20 protein-coding genes are annotated in these 19,850 nt (G+C 74.1%); 13 read left to right on the top strand and 7 right to left on the bottom strand.

Annotated elements, in window-relative coordinates:
- Positions 1-33 precede the first annotated feature (33 nt).
- Positions 34-468: a metallopeptidase family protein gene (locus VMI11_06150; GenBank protein ID HTY71992.1), complete on the bottom strand. Its 435-nt coding sequence runs from the start codon at positions 466-468 to the stop codon at positions 34-36.
- A gap of 79 nt (positions 469-547) precedes the next feature.
- Here VMI11_06150 and VMI11_06155 point away from each other — a divergent pair, with 79 nt between their 5' ends.
- The 9 genes from VMI11_06155 (at position 548) to VMI11_06195 (ending at position 8,523) form a co-directional block, all read left to right on the top strand.
- Positions 548-904 carry a DUF3499 domain-containing protein gene (locus VMI11_06155; protein ID HTY71993.1) on the top strand — a complete coding sequence of 119 codons (357 nt, stop codon included), beginning with the start codon at positions 548-550 and terminating at the stop codon, positions 902-904.
- A 74-nt stretch (positions 905-978) separates the two neighbouring features.
- Positions 979-1,293, top strand: a complete 315-nt coding sequence (locus VMI11_06160; protein HTY71994.1) for a hypothetical protein — start codon at positions 979-981, stop codon at positions 1,291-1,293.
- A gap of 63 nt (positions 1,294-1,356) precedes the next feature.
- Entirely contained in the window at positions 1,357-2,715 is a 1,359-nt protein-coding gene (locus VMI11_06165; protein HTY71995.1) for a phosphomannomutase/phosphoglucomutase, read from the top strand.
- On the top strand, positions 2,712-2,927 hold the full coding sequence (locus tag VMI11_06170) for a Trm112 family protein (GenBank protein HTY71996.1): 216 nt from the start codon (positions 2,712-2,714) through the stop codon (positions 2,925-2,927). Before VMI11_06165 ends, VMI11_06170 begins: the two co-directional genes overlap by 4 nt.
- A complete protein-coding gene (locus VMI11_06175; GenBank protein ID HTY71997.1) occupies positions 2,924-4,066 on the top strand; it encodes an SIS domain-containing protein in 1,143 nt (380 codons plus the stop codon). The genes VMI11_06170 and VMI11_06175 overlap by 4 nt, the downstream gene beginning before the upstream one ends.
- Positions 4,063-4,983 carry a cation diffusion facilitator family transporter gene (locus tag VMI11_06180; GenBank protein HTY71998.1) on the top strand — a complete coding sequence of 307 codons (921 nt, stop codon included), beginning with the start codon at positions 4,063-4,065 and terminating at the stop codon, positions 4,981-4,983. The genes VMI11_06175 and VMI11_06180 overlap by 4 nt, the downstream gene beginning before the upstream one ends.
- A complete protein-coding gene (gene manA, locus VMI11_06185) occupies positions 4,980-6,173 on the top strand; it encodes a mannose-6-phosphate isomerase, class I (protein ID HTY71999.1) in 1,194 nt (397 codons plus the stop codon). The genes VMI11_06180 and manA overlap by 4 nt, the downstream gene beginning before the upstream one ends.
- 156 nt (positions 6,174-6,329) lie before the next feature.
- A complete protein-coding gene (gene ahcY, locus VMI11_06190; GenBank protein ID HTY72000.1) occupies positions 6,330-7,769 on the top strand; it encodes an adenosylhomocysteinase in 1,440 nt (479 codons plus the stop codon).
- 7 nt (positions 7,770-7,776) lie between these two features.
- On the top strand, positions 7,777-8,523 hold the full coding sequence (locus tag VMI11_06195; GenBank protein HTY72001.1) for a type II CAAX endopeptidase family protein: 747 nt from the start codon (positions 7,777-7,779) through the stop codon (positions 8,521-8,523).
- Positions 8,524-8,526: 3 nt separating this feature from the next.
- Here the strand turns inward: VMI11_06195 and VMI11_06200 are convergent, their stop codons facing one another.
- Positions 8,527-9,357: an RDD family protein gene (locus tag VMI11_06200; GenBank protein HTY72002.1), complete on the bottom strand. Its 831-nt coding sequence runs from the start codon at positions 9,355-9,357 to the stop codon at positions 8,527-8,529.
- Between the two features lie 48 nt (positions 9,358-9,405).
- On the opposite strand from VMI11_06200, the gene VMI11_06205 reads away from it, so the two are divergent.
- Positions 9,406-10,404, top strand: a complete 999-nt coding sequence (locus VMI11_06205; protein HTY72003.1) for a stage II sporulation protein M — start codon at positions 9,406-9,408, stop codon at positions 10,402-10,404.
- Positions 10,405-10,411: 7 nt separating this feature from the next.
- Here VMI11_06205 and VMI11_06210 read toward each other — a convergent pair whose 3' ends face one another.
- From VMI11_06210 to VMI11_06230, 5 genes are read right to left on the bottom strand one after another with little or no spacing between them, the layout of a single operon-like run.
- Positions 10,412-11,722, bottom strand: coding sequence for a DUF58 domain-containing protein (locus VMI11_06210; GenBank protein HTY72004.1), 1,311 nt, complete (start codon positions 11,720-11,722; stop codon positions 10,412-10,414).
- Between the two features lie 37 nt (positions 11,723-11,759).
- Positions 11,760-12,722 (bottom strand): MoxR family ATPase, encoded by a 963-nt coding sequence (locus VMI11_06215; protein HTY72005.1) that lies wholly within the window; start codon positions 12,720-12,722, stop codon positions 11,760-11,762.
- Positions 12,719-13,861, bottom strand: a complete 1,143-nt coding sequence (locus VMI11_06220) for a DUF4350 domain-containing protein (protein HTY72006.1) — start codon at positions 13,859-13,861, stop codon at positions 12,719-12,721. The genes VMI11_06215 and VMI11_06220 overlap by 4 nt, the downstream gene beginning before the upstream one ends.
- Positions 13,858-14,487 (bottom strand): DUF4129 domain-containing protein, encoded by a 630-nt coding sequence (locus VMI11_06225; GenBank protein HTY72007.1) that lies wholly within the window; start codon positions 14,485-14,487, stop codon positions 13,858-13,860. Before VMI11_06225 ends, VMI11_06220 begins: the two co-directional genes overlap by 4 nt.
- 35 nt (positions 14,488-14,522) lie before the next feature.
- Complete coding sequence (locus VMI11_06230; GenBank protein ID HTY72008.1) at positions 14,523-15,641, bottom strand: hypothetical protein; 1,119 nt, start codon at positions 15,639-15,641, stop codon at positions 14,523-14,525.
- Positions 15,642-15,768: 127 nt separating this feature from the next.
- Here VMI11_06230 and mtrA point away from each other — a divergent pair, with 127 nt between their 5' ends.
- Genes mtrA through VMI11_06245 form a run of 3 tightly spaced genes read left to right on the top strand, consistent with a single transcriptional unit; the run spans position 15,769 to position 19,845 of the window.
- The gene (mtrA, locus tag VMI11_06235) at positions 15,769-16,455 is read left to right on the top strand and encodes an MtrAB system response regulator MtrA (GenBank protein ID HTY72009.1); all 687 of its coding nucleotides are present in this window, start codon (positions 15,769-15,771) and stop codon (positions 16,453-16,455) included.
- The gene (gene mtrB, locus VMI11_06240) at positions 16,452-18,155 is read left to right on the top strand and encodes an MtrAB system histidine kinase MtrB (GenBank protein HTY72010.1); all 1,704 of its coding nucleotides are present in this window, start codon (positions 16,452-16,454) and stop codon (positions 18,153-18,155) included. Before mtrA ends, mtrB begins: the two co-directional genes overlap by 4 nt.
- Complete coding sequence (locus VMI11_06245; protein HTY72011.1) at positions 18,148-19,845, top strand: LpqB family beta-propeller domain-containing protein; 1,698 nt, start codon at positions 18,148-18,150, stop codon at positions 19,843-19,845. Before mtrB ends, VMI11_06245 begins: the two co-directional genes overlap by 8 nt.
- Positions 19,846-19,850 lie beyond the last annotated feature (5 nt).

The following is a 19,850-nucleotide window of genomic DNA, read 5'->3' on the forward strand; positions in this document are numbered from 1 at the left end:
CCGGCCGCATCGGGTGCCCGTCACCTCGGCGCCTCAGTCCTCGCCGAGGGCGTCCGGGTCGACCTCCTCCGGCTCCATGCCCAGGAGGTCGGCGACGAGGCCGACCACGACCTGGTGGACGAGGTCGGCACGCGGGCGGACCGGCCGGGCCCGCGTCTCGATCGGTCGCCGGTAGACGACCAGGCGGGCGGCCCTGGACCGTGTCCCCGGCTCCGAGCGGCCCAGCGGTATCGGTCCGCCGGCGTCCCTCGGCTCGTCCGGCGGCACGTCCTCGACGAGCACCTCCACCCCGAAGAGCTGGTCGCCGAGGCGCTCGGACAGCCGGTCGAACGCGTCGACGACGAGGTCGTCGAAGTGCTGCGAGCGGGTACGTCCGAGCGGGGCCCCCCGGGGAGCCAGCGGCCCCCGGACCCCCCGGTCGTGGCGGTCCCGACGACGTCGTCTCGAGGCCCCGCCGGCTGCGCCCACCGCTTCAGCGTAGGACGCGGCCGGCCCCCGCGCGGCGTGGCGACACCGCCGTGGGGCGCTGGGTGGGTACGGTCCGCGCGTGAGCCTGATCCGACGCTGCTCCCGCACCGCGTGCGGGCGCCCAGCGGTGGCGACGCTCACCTATGTCTACGCGGACTCGACGGCGGTGCTGGGCCCGCTGGCGACCTATGCCGAGCCGCACTGCTACGACCTCTGCCACGAGCACAGCAGCCGGTTGACCGCTCCTCGCGGGTGGGAGGTGCTGCGCCTGGCGAGCGACCCGGAGTCCTTCCTTCCCTCCCGTGACGACCTCGAGGCCCTCGCCGCCGCGGTGCGCGAAGCCGCCGGCCCCCCCGAGCCGCCCGAGCCGGTCGCACCCCGGCACGAGCTGGGCCGGCGCGGGCACCTGCGGGTACTCGCCTCCGACGAGTCGTGAGTGCCCCGCTCAAGGACCCCGCCGTCGGCGCCGATAGCCGTCGGGTCGCCGATGTCACCCGGACGGAGCAGCCCATGGCCAGCCGCAGCGCCTCCCTCGCCGCCCACGGGGATGCCCCGGCGCCCCGGCGGCGGCGCTCTGCCCGGGCGCCTCGGGTCCCCCTGGAGCCGGTACCCCTCGGGTCGCTCACCCAAAGCGGCGCCCGTGAGGGCGTGCGCTGCCGGGCATGCGGCAGCGAGCGCGTCACCGCGCTGGCGATGACTCTCACCGACGGCACCCCGGTCCAGTTCCAGTCCTGCCACCGCTGCGAGCAGCGCACCTGGCTCGGGGCCGACGGTTCGGTGCTGCCGGTCGACCGGGTCCTCGACAAGACACGCAAGCTGCGCTGACCGCGGTCGCGCGGCCCGCCGCTGCCCGGCGGCCGGGATCACGCTCCCGCTAGGCTCCCCGCCGTGCGTGACCTGAGCCGGATCGTGAAGGCATACGACGTCCGCGGGGTCGTGCCGGACGAGCTCGACGAGGACCTCGCGCGGGCGGTCGGGGGGGCGTTCGTGCACGTCGTGGCTGCCGAACGGGTCGTGGTCGGGCACGACATGCGCCCGTCCTCACCCGCCCTGGTCGACGCGTTCGCGCAGGGGGCGAGCGCCGCCGGCGCTGACGTGATCCGGATCGGGCTGGTGAGCACCGACGCCCTCTACTTCGCCAGCGGCCACCTCGATGCGCCGGGAGCGATGTTCACGGCGAGCCACAACCCGGCTCGCTACAACGGCATCAAGCTCTGCCGCGCCGGTGCCGCGCCCGTGGGCCAGGACAGCGGGCTCGCCGACATCCGCCGCCTCATCGAGGCCGACGCGGTGCCGGCGCCGAGCGCCCGGCCGGGGAGGGTGTCCGACACCGATGTGCTGCCCGGCTATGCCGACTACCTGCACGGGCTGGTCCCGCTGGCCGACATCCGCCCCTTGACCGTCGTCGTCGACGCCGGCAACGGCATGGGCGGGCTCACCGTGCCCCTCGTCCTCGCCGACCTGCCGGTCCGCGTGGTGCCGCTGTACTTCGAGCTGGACGGGACCTTCCCCCACCACGAGGCCAACCCGATCGAGCCCGAGAACCTGCGCGACCTGCAGAAGGCGGTGCTCGACCACGGTGCCGACCTCGGCCTGGCCTTCGACGGCGACGCCGACCGCTGCTTCGTCGTCGACGAGCGTGGACTGGTCGTGAACCCCTCGACCCTGACCGCGCTGATCGCCGTCCGCGAGCTCGAGAAGGCCCCGGGCTCGGTGATCATCCACAACCTCATCACGAGCCGCTCGGTCCCGGAGGTGGTGCGCGAGCACGGCGGGACACCGATCCGTACGCGCGTCGGCCACTCCTTCATCAAGGCGGTCATGGCCGAGACCGGGGCGGTGTTCGGGGGCGAGCACTCGGGGCACTTCTACTTCCGCGACTTCTGGCGTGCCGACTCGGGCATGCTCGCCGCCCTGCACACCCTCGCGGCGCTGGGACGGACCCCTCCGGGGACCGTGCTCTCGGACCTGCTCGAGCCTTACGACCGCTACGTCGCCTCGGGCGAGATCAACTCCTCCGTGGCCGACCCGGCGGCGGTGACGGCCCGGGTCGAGGCGGCGTACGCCGCGCCCGGGGTCGAGACCGACCACCTCGACGGGCTGACCGTGTCCACGCCGGAGTGGTGGTTCAACCTGCGACCGTCGAACACCGAGCCGCTGCTGCGGCTCAACGCCGAGGCGCGCGACCGCGCCACGATGGAACGCATCCGCGACGAGGTCCTCGCCGTGGTCCGGGAGGGTTCGTGAGCGACACACCGTTCGGGCTGGCGCCGTTCCTGCTGGAGATCCTGGTCTGCCCCGCCGACCACCATCCGGTGGCGGCGGATGAGGCAGCCGGCGTGCTGCGGTGCACGTTCTGCGAGACCACCTACCCCGTGCGGGACGGCATCCCGATCATGCTGATCGACGAGGCGACCCCTGGCCCGTCGGGGGTCGGCAACCCGGTGAGACCTGGATGACCCTGCTGCTCGACGAGGCGCTGCTCGACGACCCGGACGCCCTCGCCGCCGCCGACCGGGGCGGGACCCTCGTGGCGCTGGCCGGTGCGGGTGCCCAGCTGCGCCTGGCGCTCACCGCGGCCCAGGAGGCGGGGGTGGAGCGCATCGCCGAGGACGGGCGGCCCCGATCGGTCGTCGTGGCCGCCCTCGGGTCGACCGCGCTCGTCGGGGACCTGCTCAGCGCCTTCGCCGGTCCGGGGTCCCCGGTCCCGGTGCAGGCCGTCCACGCCCGCACCCTCCCCGGCTGGGTGGGGCCGGTCGACCTCGTCGTGGCGGTGTCCTTGTCCGGGGCCGCCGAGGGGCCGCTCGCGGTGGCGGCGGAGGCCGCCCGCCGGGGCAGTCGGCTGCTCACCGTCGGCGCGCCCGAGTCCCCCCTCGCCGATGTGAGCGCTCGCGCCCACGGCATCCACGTGCCGGTCGCCCGCGGCCTGCGGTCCTCGCGCTCCTCGTTGTGGTCGTTGGCGGTCCCGGTGCTGGCCGGGGCAGCGGCGCTCGGACTCCTCGACGTGCCGTCCGCGGCGTTTGAGGAGGCGGCGGGAGTCCTCGATGACGTCGCGGAGCGCGCCCGCCCCTCGTCGGAGGCGTTCGTGAACCCGGCGAAGAGCCTCGCCCTGGACCTGGCCGGCACCATCCCGCTCGTGCTCGGGGAGGGCGACCTCGCGGGGGTGGCCGCGTCGCGCGCGGCGTACCAGCTGGCCCGCTACGCCCGCCACCCGGCCGTCTCCGGGGTGCTGCCCGACGCGGCTGCGGAGATCGTCGCGAGCTTCGACGGCCCGTTCGTCCGCCAGGCCGACGACATCTTCGCCGACCCGTTCGAGGGCGGGGCCACCTCGCTGCGACTGCTGCTCCTGCGCGACGACACCGCCGACGACGAGACCCGCCAGGTCAGTGACGTGGTGCGTGACACCGCGGTCGCCGGGGGGGTGCGGGTGAACGAGGTCGAGGCCGAGGGCTCGCACGACCTGGCCCGCGTCGCCGGCCTGCTGGCGCTCACCGACTTCGCGGCCGTCTATCTCGCCCTCGGGGCGGGGCTCGACCCGCTCACCTCGCCGCACGTGACCGACCTGCGCGACGCGCTGCGTGGCGGCCCCGGCCGATGAGCGCCGAGTCCGGCAAGCGGGCGATCATCGCCGCGCTCGGGGCGAACCTCGGCATCGCCGTCACCAAGTTCGGCGCCTACGCGGTGAGCGGCTCGACGTCGATGCTGGCGGAGGGCATCCACTCGGTGGCGGACTCGGGCAACCAGGTGCTGCTGCTCGTGGGGCGGCACCGCGCCCGTCAAGAGGCCAGCGAGGAGCATCCGTTCGGGTACGGGCGACTGCGCTACCTGTACGGCTTCCTCGTCGCCGTCGTGCTCTTCGTCGTCGGTGGCCTGTTCTCGGTGTACGAGGGCGTCCACAAGGTGCTCCACCCGGAGCCGCTGGACCACCCCATCGTGCCCTTCGTGGTGCTGTTCGTCGCGATCGCGCTGGAGTCCTTCTCCCTGCGGACCGCGATGTCCGAGGCACGGCCGGCGCGCGGCCGGGACACGTGGTGGCAGTTCATCCGGCGGGCCAAGAGCCCCGAGCTGCCGGTCGTCCTCATGGAGGACAGCGCGGCGCTGATCGGCCTGCTGCTCGCCCTGGTGGGGGTGAGCCTGGCGGTGCTCAGCGGCGACGGGCGCTGGGACGGCCTCGGGTCGATCGCGGTGGGCCTGCTGCTGATCGCGGTGGCGGTCGTCCTCGGCGTCGAGACGCAGTCGATGCTCGTCGGCGAGGGAGCCCGCCCCGACGTGGTGGCCGCCATCCGCGGCGCGCTCGAGGCCGAGCCGTCGGTCGCCCGGGTGATCCACCTGCGCACCCTGCACCTGGCGCCCGACGAGCTGCTGGTGGCTGCCAAGATCGCGGTCCGCCACGACGACACCGGGGCCGGCATCGCCCACGCCATCGACGCGGCGGAGCGGCGGGTTCGCGCGGTCGCCCCGATCGCCACGCTGATCTACCTCGAACCCGACCTCGACCGCGGGGTCACCCCGTGACCGGCAGGCCGGCGCGCCCCGAGACGCCGCAGCTGCTGGACACTGTCGTCCAGCACTACGCCTGGGGATCGCGGACACTGATCCCCGCCCTGCTGGGGCTCCCAGCGCCGGCCGCGGAGCCCTGGGCGGAGCTGTGGGTCGGTGCGCATCCCGGCGGCCCCTCCACGCTGCCCGACGGTCGCAGCCTCGCCGAGGTCGAGCCCGAGCTGCCCTACCTGCTCAAGCTGCTCAGCGCGGTCGAGCCGCTGTCCTTGCAGGCCCACCCGGACGCCGAGCAGGCACGGGCCGGCTTCGCCGAGGAGGAGGCGGCGGGGATCGCGTTCGAGGCGCCGCAGCGGGTGTTCAAGGACCCCAACGCCAAGCCCGAGCTCATCGTGGCACTGACCCCCTTCGACGCGATGTGCGGCTTCCGGGACCCCGCCGAGGCCCGGCGGCTGGTGGCCGGGCTGAGCTGCCCCGAGCTGCGGGCCATGCTCGAAGCGCTCGACCAGGAGGACTCCCGCGCCGCGCTGACGACGGCGTTCACCCTCGAGATGCTCGGTCTGAGCGGGGCGGACCGGACCGGGCGCGTCCTCGCCTCGGTGGCCGGGGCCGCGGCACGGCTGGCCGCCGACCCCGACACCGACCCGGACGACTCGGTGGTCTATGGCTGGCTGGCCCGTCTTGCAGTGACCCACCGCGGCGACGCGAGCGCGCTCGCTCCCCTCCTGCTCAACGTGGTCCATCTGGAGCCCGGCAGCGGCGTCTTCTTGCCGGCGGGGCACCTGCACGCCTATCTCGCGGGCGCCGGCGTGGAGATCATGGGCAACTCCGACAACGTGGTTCGCGGTGGTCTGACCCCCAAGCACGTCGACGTGCCTCGGCTGCTGCAGATCGTGCGCTTCGACCCTCAGCCGGTCCCGGTCATCCGGCCGCGGCGGGTCGCGGACGGGGTGGACGTCTACGACGTACCCGTGTCGCAGTTCTCGCTGCACCGGGTGCATGCCCTCGGCGCTCCGGTGACCCTCGCGCTGGGCGGACCGCGTCTGGTGCTCTGCGTGGCCGGCGTGGTCGAGGTGTGGGACGCGGCCGGCAGCGTGTCGCTGTCCCCAGGGCGCGCGGCCTACGTCTCCCCGAGCAGCGACCAGCTGGTCATCGGCGGAGAGGGAACCGCGTTCGTGGCGGCGCCGGGCCGTCCCGGCCCGGGGTAGACGCCCGGCGCCGCTCGGGCCTGGCGGTGTCGGGCCGTCACGCCGGGCAACAGGGGGCCCCCGAACGGAGGACCCGCGGCGCCGTGATGTGCGGGGGCGACCGCCCGGATGCGACACTGAGGGGTCCACGCATCCCGGTCAGGAGTCCCACGCCGCATGAGCACCCCAGACTTCAAGGTCGCCGACCTTTCCCTCGCCGAGTTCGGGCGAAACGAGATCCGCCTCGCCGAGCACGAGATGCCCGGCCTGATGGCGATGCGAGCCGAGTTCGGCGAGTCCAAGCCGCTGGCCGGCGCGCGCATCACCGGCTCGCTGCACATGACGGTCCAGACGGCCGTGCTCATCGAGACCCTCGTCGCCCTCGGCGCCGAGGTGCGCTGGGCCTCGTGCAACATCTTCTCGACCCAGGACCACGCCGCCGCCGCGGTCGTCGTAGGGCCGACCGGTACCCCGGACGCCCCCGCGGGCGTCCCGGTCTTCGCCTGGAAGGGGGAGACCCTGGAGCAGTACTGGTGGTGCACCGAGCAGGCGTTGCGCTGGCCCGGCGGCGGCGGCCCCAACATGCTGCTCGACGACGGCGGCGACGCGACCCTGCTGGTGCACAAGGGCCGGGAGTACGAGATCGCCGGGGCCGTCCCCGACCCCGAGAGCGCCGACACCGAGGAGTTCTCCGTCGTCCTGCGGCTGCTCCAGCGCTCCCTCGCCGAGGACGTGAGCCGCTGGACCGGTGTGTCGGAGGGCATCAAGGGCGTCACCGAGGAGACCACCACGGGGGTCCACCGCCTCTACGAGATGGCCCGCGCCGGGACGCTTCGCTTCCCGGCCATCAACGTCAACGACTCGGTCACCAAGAGCAAGTTCGACAACAAGTACGGCTGCCGGCACTCCCTCGTCGACGGGATCAACCGGGCCACCGACGTGCTCATCGGCGGCAAGGTCGCCCTGGTCGCCGGTTACGGCGACGTCGGCAAGGGCTGCGCCGACTCGCTGCGGGGACAGGGCGCGCGGGTCGTCGTGGCCGAGGTCGACCCCATCTGCGCGCTGCAGGCGGCCATGGACGGCTTCCAGGTCGCCACCGTCGAGGACGTCATCGACTCCGCGGACATCTTCATCACCGCGACCGGCTGCGTGGATGTCATCACGGCGGAGCAGATGGCCCGCATGAAGCACCAGGCGATCGTCGGGAACATCGGGCACTTCGACAACGAGATCGACATGGCCGGTCTCGCCCGCTACCCGGGTGTCGAGCGCGTGCAGATCAAGCCGCAGGTGGACGAGTGGCGCTTCGCCGACGGCCACTCGATCATCGTCTTGTCAGAGGGCAGGCTGCTCAACCTCGGGAACGCGACGGGCCACCCGAGCTTCGTCATGTCCAACTCCTTCACCAACCAGGTGCTCGCCCAGATCGAGCTCTTCACGAGGACCGAGGACTACCCGGTGGGCGTCTACACGCTGCCCAAGCACCTGGACGAGAAGGTCGCCCGGCTGCACCTGGACGCCCTCGGTGTCCACCTCACCGAGCTGACCAAGGCGCAGGCCGACTACCTCGGCGTTCCGGTCGAGGGGCCGTACAAGTCCGATCACTACCGCTACTGATCCTCGCGTGGCCGATTTCCGGGAGCAGCCCGCCCTGGAGGCACCGGACCCCCCGGCGCAGGACCCGCGCCGGTGGGGGCTGGGCGACTGCCTGATCACGGTCGGGCTCTGGTTCTTCTTCATCGCGGTGGCCCTGGAGATCCTGCCGCCGGTCGACGGCACCGAGCCGGTGAACGTCCGTGCCTGGAGCGCCGTCGGGCTGATCGCGCTGCCGTGGCTTGGCCTCGCCGGCTGGCCGCTGCTCGCCACCCGGCTGAAGGGGCGCGGCCCGGTCGAGGACCTGCGACTGCGACTCACCTGGCGCGATGCCGGTTTCGGTGTGCTGGGCGGGGTCGCCGGGCTCCTCGTCGCCTCGGCGGTCGCCGCCGTGCAGGAGAACCTGACCGGCCACGGCATCTCGTCCTCGGCGGGCAACGCGTTCGACTCGCTGAAGGGCGCCAACCCGCTGCCGCTGCTCGTCTTCGCCCTCCTCGCCGGCGTCGGCGCGCCGATCGTGGAGGAGATCGGGTTCCGGGGACTGTTCTTCGGGGCCCTGGAGAAGCGCGGCATGCGCCCGGTGTGGTGCGTGCTGGTCACCGCCGTGGCGTTCACGCTCTTTCACGCCGAGGCGACGCGCATCCTGGTCCTGCTGCCCATCGCCGTCGCGCTCGGTGTCGTGCGGGCCTGGACCGGCTCGACCGGTGCCAGCATCGTCGCGCACATGACGAACAACGTCCCAGCGGCCATCGGGATGGCGATCTCAGCGGTGCGCTGAGCCCTACGCCGGAGGGCCGAAGCCCTGCGGGGAGGTCGCCCTCGGGCCGGGGCCGGCCGTCGGGGGCGCTGGCAGCCGCAGCTCGGCCCGGCGCCGCCGCTCGGTGAGCACCGCCGACAGGATCGCCTCCTGCGGGGTGCCCCACGGCGGCGGCGGGGCCACTCGTGCGAGCACCTCGCTGGTGAGCTGGTGCGAGAGGTGCGCCCGCGCGTCCGGTCGAAGGTCGCCCGCCCTCGCCAGGAACGCTCGGATCGACAGCGCGAGGTCGTCGCCCACCGCGGACAGGTCAGCGGTACGAGCCCAGTCCTCGAGGGCGGCACCGAGTTGGGGCCGGGCGGCTGCGCGGCTGCGCGGCATCCGCTCCCGGACCACGACCGTGCCCGCCGCGAGGTCGCCCAGGCGCTTGCCCCGGGAGCTCAGCATGCTGGAGGTGATCGCGGGGATGCCGGCCAGCATCCAGATCTCGACCACCGCGAACAGGGCACGGACCAAGGACTGGCGGACATGGCAGGCCCCGCCGTCGTCGCGGACGACGCGAAGCCCCACCGCGAGCTTGCCGAGACTGCGGCCGCCGGTCAGGGTCTCCCACACCAGCGGGTACCCGACGAGGATCAGGACGAGCAGGGCCACCCCCAGCCCCTCGACCGTGGCCGAGTCGCTGCCGTGCGAGGCGAGGAGCCCCAGCAGCCAGCCGGCGGCGGCGATGAGCATGAGCTGGACCGCGATGTCGACGGTGATCGCCATGGCCCGGCTCGGCAGCTGGGCGAGCCGGACGTCCAGCGGCACCGCCTCGCCGGTGACCATCGGCGTGCCCCAGGTCTGCGCTGCGCTCACGGCTCCATCCTGCCCGGGTATGTGAGGGGAGGTCGTTAGCCTGCTGGCGTGGACCTCGACGCCTACGTGGCCGCGCACCGGGGGGAATGGGCGCGGCTGCGTCAGCTGAGCGGGGGCGGCCGCCTCTCCGGCGAGGAGGCCGACGAGCTCGTCGAGCTCTACCAGCGGGTTGCCACCCACCTGTCCGTGATCCGCTCCCAGGCGCCCGACCCGGCCCTCGTCTCCGAGCTGTCCTCGCTGGTGGCCCGCGCGCGGGCCCGGGTGACCGGGGCGTCCGCGCCGTCGTGGCGGATGGTGAGCACCTTCTTCGGGGAGACCTTCCCGGCGGCGGTCTGGCGCGCTCGGTGGTGGGTCGTCGGCGTGGCGCTGTCGTTCCTCGGCGTGTCCGTCGTGCTCGCCTGGTGGATCGCCGCCCATCCGCAGGTCCAGGCGAGCATCGCCAGCCCCGAGCAGATCCGGCAGCTCGTCGACCACGAGTTCCGCGACTACTACTCCTCGCACCCGGCGGGCGACTTCGCGTTCCAGGTCTGGACGAACAACGCCTGGGTGGCCGCGCAGTGCATCGTCTTCGGCGCCTTCCTGGGGATCCCCGTGGTCTGGCTGCAACTGCAGAACGCGCTGAACCTCGCCGTCGACGCGGGCCTGATGGCGGCGCACGGCAAGCTCGACATCTTCCTCGGGCTGGTCCTGCCGCACGGGCTGCTGGAGCTCACCGCCGTCTGGGTCGCCGGCGGGGTCGGCCTGCGGCTCGGCTGGACGCTCATCGACCCGGGGCCGCGCACGCGCTCCCGGGCCTTCGCCGAGGAGGGTCGCGCCGCCGGTGTGGTGGCGCTCGGGCTGGTGGCTGTGCTGCTCGTGTCCGGGCTGCTCGAGGCCTTCGTCACACCCAGCCCGCTGCCCACCGCGGCGCGGGTGGGGATCGGTGTCGCGGTCTGGGTGCTCTTCCTCGCCTGGATCGTCGGGTACGGCCGCCGGGCTCGATCCCTGGGGGCGAGCGGGGATCTCGCGGCGGAGTACCGCGAGGACGTCGCCCCGGTGGCCGGCTGAGCCGGGCTCACAACCGCCCGGCCGCCTTCAGCGCGAGATAGGTGTCGCAGAGGGCGGGTGGCAGGGCGTCCGGCTCGGCGTCGACCACGGCCACGCCCAGGCGGGCGAGCTCGGCCCGCACCCGCGCGCGCTCCGCGCGCAGGCGAGCGGCTGCGGCTGCGTCGTAGACGGCGCCCACGTCACCACGCTCGGCCGCCATCTCCCCGACCCGCGGGTCGGCCACGGACGCGAGCAGGACCCGGTGGCGGCTGGTGAGCAAGGGCAGGACCGGCAGCAGGCCCTCGCGCAGCGGCGCGGGCTCGAGCGGGGTCAGCAGCACGACGAGGGCCCGGCGCGGAACCTGGTGCAGGACGTCGACGACCGCACCGGACCAGTTCGTCTCCACCAGGCTGGGCTCGAGACCCGCCATGGCCGTGACGAGTCGGGCGAGCAGCTCGGTGCTGGCGGCCCCGGCGACGCGGGCGCGCCGCGCGCGGTCGTGCGCCAGCAGGTCCACCCGATCCCCGGCGCGCGAGGCGAGGGCCGCGAGCAGCAGCGCGGCGTCGAGAGCGGCGTCCAGCCGGGGCGCGTCCCCGACCCGTCCGGCCGAGGTCCGGCCGGTGTCGAGGACCAGCAGGACGTGCCGGTCGCGTTCCGGGCGCCAGGTGCGGACCATGACGTCGGCCGCTCGGGCGGTCGCCCGCCAGTCGATGGAGCGTACGTCGTCGCCGACGACGTACTCGCGCAGCGAGTCGAACTCGCTGCCCTGGCCCCGCTGCAGCACGAGGGTGCGCCCGTCGAGCTCGCGCAGCCGCGCCAGCTTCGACGGCAGGTGCTTGCGCGAGGAGAACGGCGGGAGGACGCGCAACCGCCACGGGACGCGGTGCGAGCCCTGGCGGGCGGCCAGCCCGAGGGGACCCGTGGATCGCACGGTCACCCGGTCGGCCAGGCGGTCGCCCCGTCGCGTCGGGGTCAGCACCGTGACCGCCCCACGCCGCTCGCCCGGGGGCAGCGTCATCCGGTGGCGTTGGGTCAGCGCGCCGGCCGAGGGCGGCCAGGCGTCTCGTACCCGTGCCCGGACCGGGCGCCGCGAGGGGTTGGCGAGCAGCAGCTCGACCTCGGCGGTCTCGCCGAGGCGGACCGCGTCGTCCCCGCGTCGGCTCACGCGCAGCGGACGTACGGGTCCCGCGAGCGCCAGGTCGATGAGCACCCCGACGGCGAGCAGCGCGTTCACCGCCAGCACGGTCCCGACCGGAGGGCTGTGCAGGGCGCCGACCAGCAGCATGACGAGCACAGCCCCGGCCGCGGCGGCCAGGGCGAGGCGGCCGGTCAGCGCCACGCGGACCGGCCCGACGAGCCGTCCGGCCGGGTCCCGCTCATCGCGGTACGGGCACCGTAGCGAGCACGGAGTCGACCACGCCGTCGGCGCTGACGCCCTCCATCTCGGCCTCGGCCCGCAGCCGCAGCCGATGGCGCAGGGCCGGGTGGGCGAGCGCCTTGACGTCGTCGGGCGTCACGAAGTCCCGGCCCGACAGCCAGGCCCAGGCACGCGCCGACGCCAGCAGCGCCGTCGCGCCTCGGGGCGACACGCCGAGGGACAGCGAGGGCGAGCTGCGGGTGGCGCGGCAGACGTCGACGACGTACCCGACGACCTGCGGGTCGACCCGCACGCCGAACACCGCGGCCCGGGCGGCGTGCAGGTCTGCGGCTCCCGCGACCGCGCGGATGCCGGCCGCGGCGAGGTCGCGGGGGTCGAACCCCGCCGCATGGCGCGACACCACACCGACCTCCTCCTCGCGGGTGGGCAGCGGGACGGTCAGCTTGAGCAGGAACCGGTCGAGCTGGGCCTCCGGAAGTGGGTAGGTGCCCTCGTACTCCACCGGGTTCTGGGTCGCCGCGACGACGAACGGGTCGGGCAGCGGCCGCGGCCGGCCGTCGACCGAGACCTGCCGCTCCTCCATGGCCTCCAGCAGCGACGCCTGGGTCTTCGGCGGCGTCCGGTTGATCTCGTCGGCGAGCAGCAGGTTGGTGAACACCGGGCCCTCGCGGAAGGAGAACTCCGCGGTCCGCGCGTCGTAGACGAGCGACCCGGTGACGTCTCCTGGCATCAGGTCAGGGGTGAACTGGATACGTCGGGCCTGCAGGTCCAGGGCTGCGGCCAGGGCGCGCACGAGCAGCGTCTTCGCGACGCCGGGTACGCCCTCCAGCAGCACGTGCCCCCTGACGAGCAGGGCCACCACCAGTCCGCTGACCACACCGTCTTGCCCCACGACGGCCTTGGCGACCTCCGTTCGCAGAGCCTGAAGGGCTAGTCGCGGATCCGGGTGCGCATCGGTCACGAGCGCCGTACCTCCTCCTCGATGCGGTCCAGCTCGTCGGCGAGCGCGACCAGCGTCGGGTCGTCCGCGGGCACCCCACCGTAGAGGAGGGCCCCCACCGCCCGCGGGTCCCGCCCGGTGCGTTCGGCGACGGCAGCGACCAGCTCGGCGGGGTCGGCCCCCGGTCCGATGCCGACGAGTGGCGCGATGCGCCCGGCACAGGCGCGGCGCAGCTCGCTCGCCGCGCGCCCGCGGGCGCGGGCCCGGCGGTAGAGCCGCGCCCGCCCCTCGGTCACCTCCGCCGAGCGGACGACGACGGGCAGCGGCTCCTCGACCACGGGGCCCAGCCGACGGGCGCGCCAGAGGGCCAGCAGGACGACCGCGATCACGAGCTGGACCAGCGTCGGTGCCACCCAGTGCGGAAGCAGGTCGGTCAACGTCCGGTGCGGGGTGCTCGCCGAGTCCTCGAGGGAGGGCATCTCCCACAGCAGGACCCGACGGACTCCGAGCAGGTTCATGCTCAGCGCGGCGTTGCCGTGCTCGGCCAGGTGGTCGTTGCGCAGGGCCTGTGGCGAACCGAGGAGGCTCACCGTGCGGCCACCCGGCTCCTGGACCGTGACCAGGCTGGCGTCATAGCAGGAGGTGGCGCCGGGGGCCGCGTACGTGACGCCGCCAGCGCTCGCCGATCCGGCCGCCTGCGCCGCGTCGAGCCCGCACGCGGGGTCTCGCGTGCGCACCGCGATCTGGTTCCCCAGGCTCGCGCCGGGCAGGAAGGCGTCGAGGACGGTCGGGACGCTGGTCGCGAGCAGGACCAGGTCGGCGCCCGTGGAGCGCAGCCGGTCGGCCTGCTGTGAGCTGAGCAGGTCGGGCTGGACGACGAGGACAGTCGTTCCCGGACGCGCCAAGGCTGCCGTCTGGGCCACCCCCTGGGTGCGGCGGACGGTGACGCCCTGGTCGTGCAGGAGGTGGGCGAGGGCCCGGCTGCCGCCCTGCGAGGGCGAGTCGGGGTCCAGGGTGCCGCTCGACAGGCTCGACCCGATCAGCGCGAGCGTGGTCCCGGCGATGGCCACGAGGGCACCCGCGGCGATCACCGTCCGCCAGCGTCGCCACCACTGGCCCGCGGTCTGCGTGGCGTCGGTCGGCTCCTGCACGAGCGTCATCGAGGCACCGCGACCGGCGGTTGCGGCGGCTCCGCCCTGGCATGGCGGGCCTGCTCGTCCAGGTCGGCCACGGTGGCGTACGCCGAGGCGTCGGCGGCGTGCCCGCCGTAGGTCACCTCGTCGAAGGTTCGTGCGCACCCCATGAGGGCAGCGGCGAGGCCGGGGAGCGCCGCGCCCGACGCGCGCGCCGCTTCGTCCGCGGTCCAGCCCGGCCGGCGCTCGATGACGGTGCGCTGCTCGAGCCCGCGCACCACAGCTCGGAAGCGCTCCTGGACGGCCAGCGTCCAGTCACCGGCCGCCGCCGCCCGCTCCGCGGCGGCGCGCATCTCCTCGGCCGAGCGAAGATCCGCGCCGCGTAGCGCGAACGGCCGTCGAGCGTGGCTTCGCGCGGGAGCCCCGCGCCGCCACAGCACGAGCGCCACGATGGAGCCGACCACCACGACCAGGACGAGGATGCCCCAAGGGCCGCCGGGCGTGACCGCGACGGCGAACTGGATGAGCCGGGCCAGCTCCTTGCCCAGCCAGGTGCGGGCCCGGTCGTAGATGGTGGGCTCGTCTCGGTGGTAGATCGGCGCCAGCAGCTCGCGCACCGCCGCCGCGCGCGCCTCGTCCCGGCCGACGTGCACCGGGACGTCTGTAGGGAGTGCGGCGAGCAGGGGGCTCACATCCGCGGGGTGGCGCCGACCGCGCGTGCCAGCGCGATGTCGAGGCCCTCGCGACGCATCCGCAGGTCGATGTAGAGCAGCGCCGTCACCGACGCCGAGAACGTCGCCGTCACGACCATCGCCGCCACCAGCCCGATGCCTCCGACGACCAGGGCTCCGACGAGCGCGGCGGTCCCGCCGAAGACGGCGCCGAGGAGGCCGCCGGCGGCGGCGAAGACGATGGCGACGACGAAGGTGACGAGGGCGGTCAGCAGGCTCGTCACGATGAGGATGCCCACGACACGCCAGAAGCTGCCCGAGACGAGCGACGTCGACCGGCCGAAGGCCTTGCGGATCCCGATGCCCTCGAGGACGAGCGCGGGCGCTCCGAGCGCCCAGAGCGCCTGGAGCGCCAGGCCTGGCAGGACGCAGCAGAGGATGCCGAGGGCGATGCCCAGGCTGGACAGCAAGGTGTAGCCGAGCAGGCGCCAGAACCGTGGCCGCACGCGTGACCAGGTCTGCGCGAAGGTCGCCTGGCGACCCAGCACGGACTCGCTCACGCTGACGACGACCAGGCCGCCGAGCAGGGTCTGCGCGCAGACCGTGACCAGATCGAGGACGAGCTGGCCCAGACTGCTCACGAGGTTGCCGGCCAGCAGGAGCGTGTTCTGCGCCACGGGGCCTGACGACCTGGAGGACAGGGCGAACCCGGCACCGAAGATGACCCCGGTCCCGACGAGGATCGCCACGACGCCGACGCTCGCCCACAGCAGCATGCGGGGATTGCTCCGGATCGCCTGCACGGCCCCGTCGAGGATCTCCGAGAAGACCAAGGGGCGCAGCGGGATGATGCCCGGCTTCGGCGCCGCGTAGCCGTACGGGGACGGCGGGTACGGGGCGACATAGCCCGGGTACTGGCCCGGGCTGGGAGGTGGGACCGCGCCCGGCGGCGGGGGCGGCGTCGCGTACTGGGGGGTCGCGTCCTCGGCTGGCCGGGGAGGTGGTGGGGTCGCGCTCCCACCCGGCGGGACGGCGTAGGACCCTCCCCCGGCCGGCGGCTGCTCCGGTGACCAGCTCGGCGGAGGCGGCGGCGAGGGCTCGGCGTCGGGCTCCTCGGCGCCCGCCTGGTCGGTCACTGCTCCCCCCGGGGTCGTGGTCGGCTGCGGCGGATGCGGGCCATGCTCCCACGACCCGACCGCCGCAGGGGTGAGGCGGGACGGGAACTGCGACACCCGGCGGCACGTTGGTGCGACGATGAACACCATGAGGGGTCGCGTGCTGGTCGTCGACGACGACACGGCGCTCGCCGAGATGCTCGGGATCGTGCTGCGCGGGGAGGGTTTCGACCCGGTCTTCTGCGGTGACGGCTCGCGGGCGATGAACGTCTTCCGGGACACCCGGCCGGACCTGGTCCTGCTCGACCTCATGCTCCCCGGCCGCGACGGCATCTCGGTTTGCCGGCAGATCCGCTCGGAGTCCGGTGTCCCCATCGTCATGCTCACCGCCAAGACCGACACCCTCGACGTGGTGCACGGCCTCGAGTCGGGTGCCGACGACTACGTCCTCAAGCCGTTCAAGCCCAAGGAGCTGGTCGCGCGGGTACGTGCCCGGCTGCGGCGCGACCAGGCCGAGGCCCCCGAGTCGCTCGCCATCGGCGACCTCGTCATCGACGTCGCCGGGCACGTCGTGCGTCGTGGCGACCAGGTGATCAACCTGACGCCGCTGGAGTTCGACCTGCTCGTGGCGCTCGCGCGCAAGCCGTGGCAGGTGTTCACCCGCGAGGTGCTCCTCGAGCAGGTGTGGGGCTACCGGCACGCGGCCGACACGCGCCTGGTCAACGTCCACGTGCAGCGTCTGCGGTCCAAGATCGAGCGTGACCCCGACAAGCCCGAGATCGTCGTGACCGTTCGCGGCGTCGGATACAAGGCGGGGGTCCCGACCGCGTCGTGAGCAGCGCCGGACTGACTCCTGGCGCCGTGGCCGCGGCCGACCGGGCCCGGTCCGCGGCTCGCTCGGTCCTGCGCGTCCTCACCGCACCCTTCGCCGGTCTGCTGCGGCTCTGGCGCCGCTCGCTTCATGTCCGGGTCGTATCGACCACCGTCGCGCTGTGCGTCGTGGTCCTGCTCGTCATCGCCCAGTTCCTCCTCTCGCGGGTCACCGAGGGCCTGCTCGACGCCAAGCAGCGATCGGCCCTCGACGAGGCTCATTCGGGCCAGACCGACGCCGAGGACTACATCGCCTCGGCCCAGAAGGCAACGGACCCGGTGGGCAGCAAGGAGCTGCTCTACGGCGTGGCCAGCCTGCTCGCCAGCCGCGCCGGCAGCCCGCCGATCTACGAGCTGGCGCTGGTGAACTCAGGCAGCGGGGCGTCGGACTCCCTCGACTTCGTCACCAACGCGGTCGACCAGGTCAGCATCCCGACCCGCCTGCGCGCGACCGTCGAGCGAACCGGCCTCGAGTCCTCGACCTACACCCGGATGCAGTACGACAACGGGCAGCGCTCGGTGCCGGCGTTCGTCGTGGGGCTGCCGCTGTCCAGCCCTGGCGTCGACGGCGACTACGAGCTCTACTACCTGTTCCCGCTGAACCAGGAGCAGGACACCCTCGCCATCGTCGAGCGCACGATGGCGGCGGCGGGCATCGCCCTGCTGCTGCTCGTCGGTGGGATCGCGTGGATCGTCACCCGCCAGGTGGTGACACCCGTCCGCATGGCGGCTCGCACGGCCGAACGCTTCTCCGCCGGACGTCTCGAGGAACGCATGGCCGTGCGGGGGGAGGACGACCTGGCCAAGCTGGCGGGATCGTTCAACCAGATGGCGAGCTCGCTGCAGCGCCAGATCAGCCAGCTCGAGGACCTGTCCCGGATCCAGCGCCGGTTCGTCTCCGACGTCTCCCACGAGCTGCGTACCCCGCTCACCACGGTCCGCATGGCCGCGGACGTGCTCCACGAGGCGCGCGCCGAGTTCGACCAGGCCACCGCCCGCTCCGCCGAGCTGCTCCAGGCGCAGCTGGACCGCTTCGAGGAGCTGCTGACCGACCTGCTGGAGATCAGCCGCTTCGATGCCGGCGCCGCCGTGCTCGACGCGGAGCCGACCGACCTCGTGCAGCTGGCGCGCCGGGTGCTCGACGGCGCGGAGCCGCTCGCCGCCGCGAAGGGCTCCGCTCTGCTGCTCAACGCGCCGAAGGCGGCTGTGGTCGCCGAGATCGACGGCCGGCGGGTCGCGCGGGTGCTCCGCAACCTGGTCGTCAACGCGATCGAGCACGGCGAGGGCCGCCCGGTCGCGGTCACCGTCGCCGGGGACGACCGGGCGGTGGCAGTGGCTGTGCGCGACCACGGGGTGGGGCTGCGCCCGGGGGAGAGCGGCCTGGTGTTCAACCGGTTCTGGCGGGCGGACCCGGCGCGAGCACGTACCACGGGAGGCACCGGGCTCGGGCTCGCGATCGCCCTCGAGGACGCGCACCTGCACGGCGGCTGGCTGCAGGCCTGGGGCGAGCCGGGGGACGGGTGCAACTTCCGCCTGACCCTGCCCCGCAAGGCGCGCGCGGAGATCGACGACTCGCCCCTCCCGCTGCAGCCTTCCGACGCCCGCCAAGGCCGGGTGGTCCCGCTCGTCGCGGCGGCGCGCATGCCGTGGAGCGGCGATGCGTGAGCGTCTCGGGCCGGTGCTCGGGCTCGCCTGCCTCGCCCTGCTCGTCACCGGTTGCGTCTCGATCCCCGACTCGGGGTCCGTGACGACGCGTACGGCCGAGGCCCACGCGCAGCACCCGCAGGGCTACATCCACGCCTTCGCGCCCCTGGCCCGGCCGGGGCTGACGGCGGCGCAGGTCGTCCAGGGCTTCCTGCTCGCCCAGGTCGACCCCGACCACACGGCGGCGCTGAGCTACCTCACCGACGAGGAGGCGTCGCGGTGGAACCCCGACGCCCGCGTGGTCGTCCTGGGCAACGACAACCCGCCACGCGTCGCCGCGGCCGGCGGCGGGGAGTACCGGTTCAGCGCACCTCAGGCGGGGGTGATCTCCGGGCAGGGCGACTACACGGCCACCCCACGGGCCCAGGCCCAGGGCAGCGTGACGGTGCGTCGCGTGGGCTCCGAGTGGCGGATCTCGGAGGCCCCCGACGGGCTGTACCTCAGCCCCGACGACTTCGCGCGCAACTACGCCGTCTACGACACCTATTTCATCGACCCTGCCTCGCAGCGGCTGGTCCCGAACCCGGTCTACATCCCGGTGAGCGCCACGGCCAGCACGAGCCTGGTCGAGGCCCTCCTCGACGGCCCGTCCGCGTGGCTGTCACCGGCGGTGCGCACCGCGTTCCCGCCCGGCACCCGCCTGGCCCTCCCGTCCGCGCCGGTCCGCCTCGGCGTCGTCCAGGTCGACCTCACCACCCAGGTGCTGCTCGCCTCGCCGGCCGACCGCCGGCTGCTGGGTGCCCAGCTGGCCTGGACCCTCGGTCAGCTCGACGGGGTCAAGGGCGTCCGCGTGAGCGTGGGCGGGGTACCCCTGCCCGAGCTGGAGGGACAGGTCGACCGGGGGGCCTACTCCTCCCTCGACCCGGCCGGCGGCACGATCGGCCCGGCGGTGGCGGTCGTGTCGGGGCGGGTGACGACCCTGGGCAAGAGCCCGGTGCCGGTCCCCGGCGCGATGGGCGACCCCTCGACGCCGCTCGTGGACCCCGCGGTGTCCCTGGACGGGAGCCGGGTCGCCGCGCTGAACCCCGCCGCCACGCGCCTGTTCGTCGCCGACGCACGGGCGGGCTCGCCCATGCGAGTCGCCATCAGCGGGCAGTCGCTGACGGCACCCTCGTTCGACCCGTCGGGTGAGGTGTGGACCGCCGGCACGACCCCGGCCGGCCCGGTGGTCTGGGTGGTGTCGGGGGACACCGTCCGCCAGGTCGAGACGCCTGGTCTGGGCCGGCGCCAGGTCCGGGCGCTGCGGATCGCGCGGGACGGCGTACGGGTGGCAGTCGTCCTCGAACACGGTGGGCGCGGGGCGCTCTACCTCGGCCGGATCGTGCGGACGGGCACCGATGTACGCCTCGACGGACTGCATCGCATCGAGTCCTCGCTGCTCGACGTGGCGGACGTGGCGTGGGCGGGTGCGGACTCGATCCTCGCGCTGTCGGCGGACACCCTGCAGCCCTACCTCGTCCAGCCGTTCGGGGTGGTTGTCCCGACGGGGGCGCCGCTGCGCGGGGCCACCAACGTGACGGCGGCGCCCCAGCAGCCGGTGCTGGCCTCGACGAGCAACGGGCGCATCTACACCACGGACAGCACCGACACCTGGCTGGCCCTTCGCGGGGTGCGTCCGGGGACCGGGCGCGACCCGTCCTACCCGGGCTGACCTTC

Source organism: Actinomycetes bacterium, from assembly GCA_035506535.1.
Lineage (GTDB): Bacteria > Actinomycetota > Actinomycetes > DATJPE01 > DATJPE01 > DATJPE01.

Excerpts from the sequence above, each read along its gene's own strand:
- VMI11_06160 (HTY71994.1), top strand. The coding sequence starts at position 979 with ATGGCCAGCCGCAGCGCCTCCCTCGCCGCCCACGGGGATGCCCCGGCG.
- VMI11_06175 (HTY71997.1), top strand. The coding sequence starts at position 2,924 with ATGACCCTGCTGCTCGACGAGGCGCTGCTCGACGACCCGGACGCCCTC.
- VMI11_06180 (HTY71998.1), top strand. The coding sequence starts at position 4,063 with ATGAGCGCCGAGTCCGGCAAGCGGGCGATCATCGCCGCGCTCGGGGCG.
- ahcY (HTY72000.1), top strand. The coding sequence starts at position 6,330 with ATGAGCACCCCAGACTTCAAGGTCGCCGACCTTTCCCTCGCCGAGTTC.
- VMI11_06220 (HTY72006.1), bottom strand. The coding sequence starts at position 13,861 with ATGACGCTCGTGCAGGAGCCGACCGACGCCACGCAGACCGCGGGCCAG.
- mtrA (HTY72009.1), top strand. The coding sequence starts at position 15,769 with ATGAGGGGTCGCGTGCTGGTCGTCGACGACGACACGGCGCTCGCCGAG.
- VMI11_06245 (HTY72011.1), top strand. The coding sequence starts at position 18,148 with ATGCGTGAGCGTCTCGGGCCGGTGCTCGGGCTCGCCTGCCTCGCCCTG.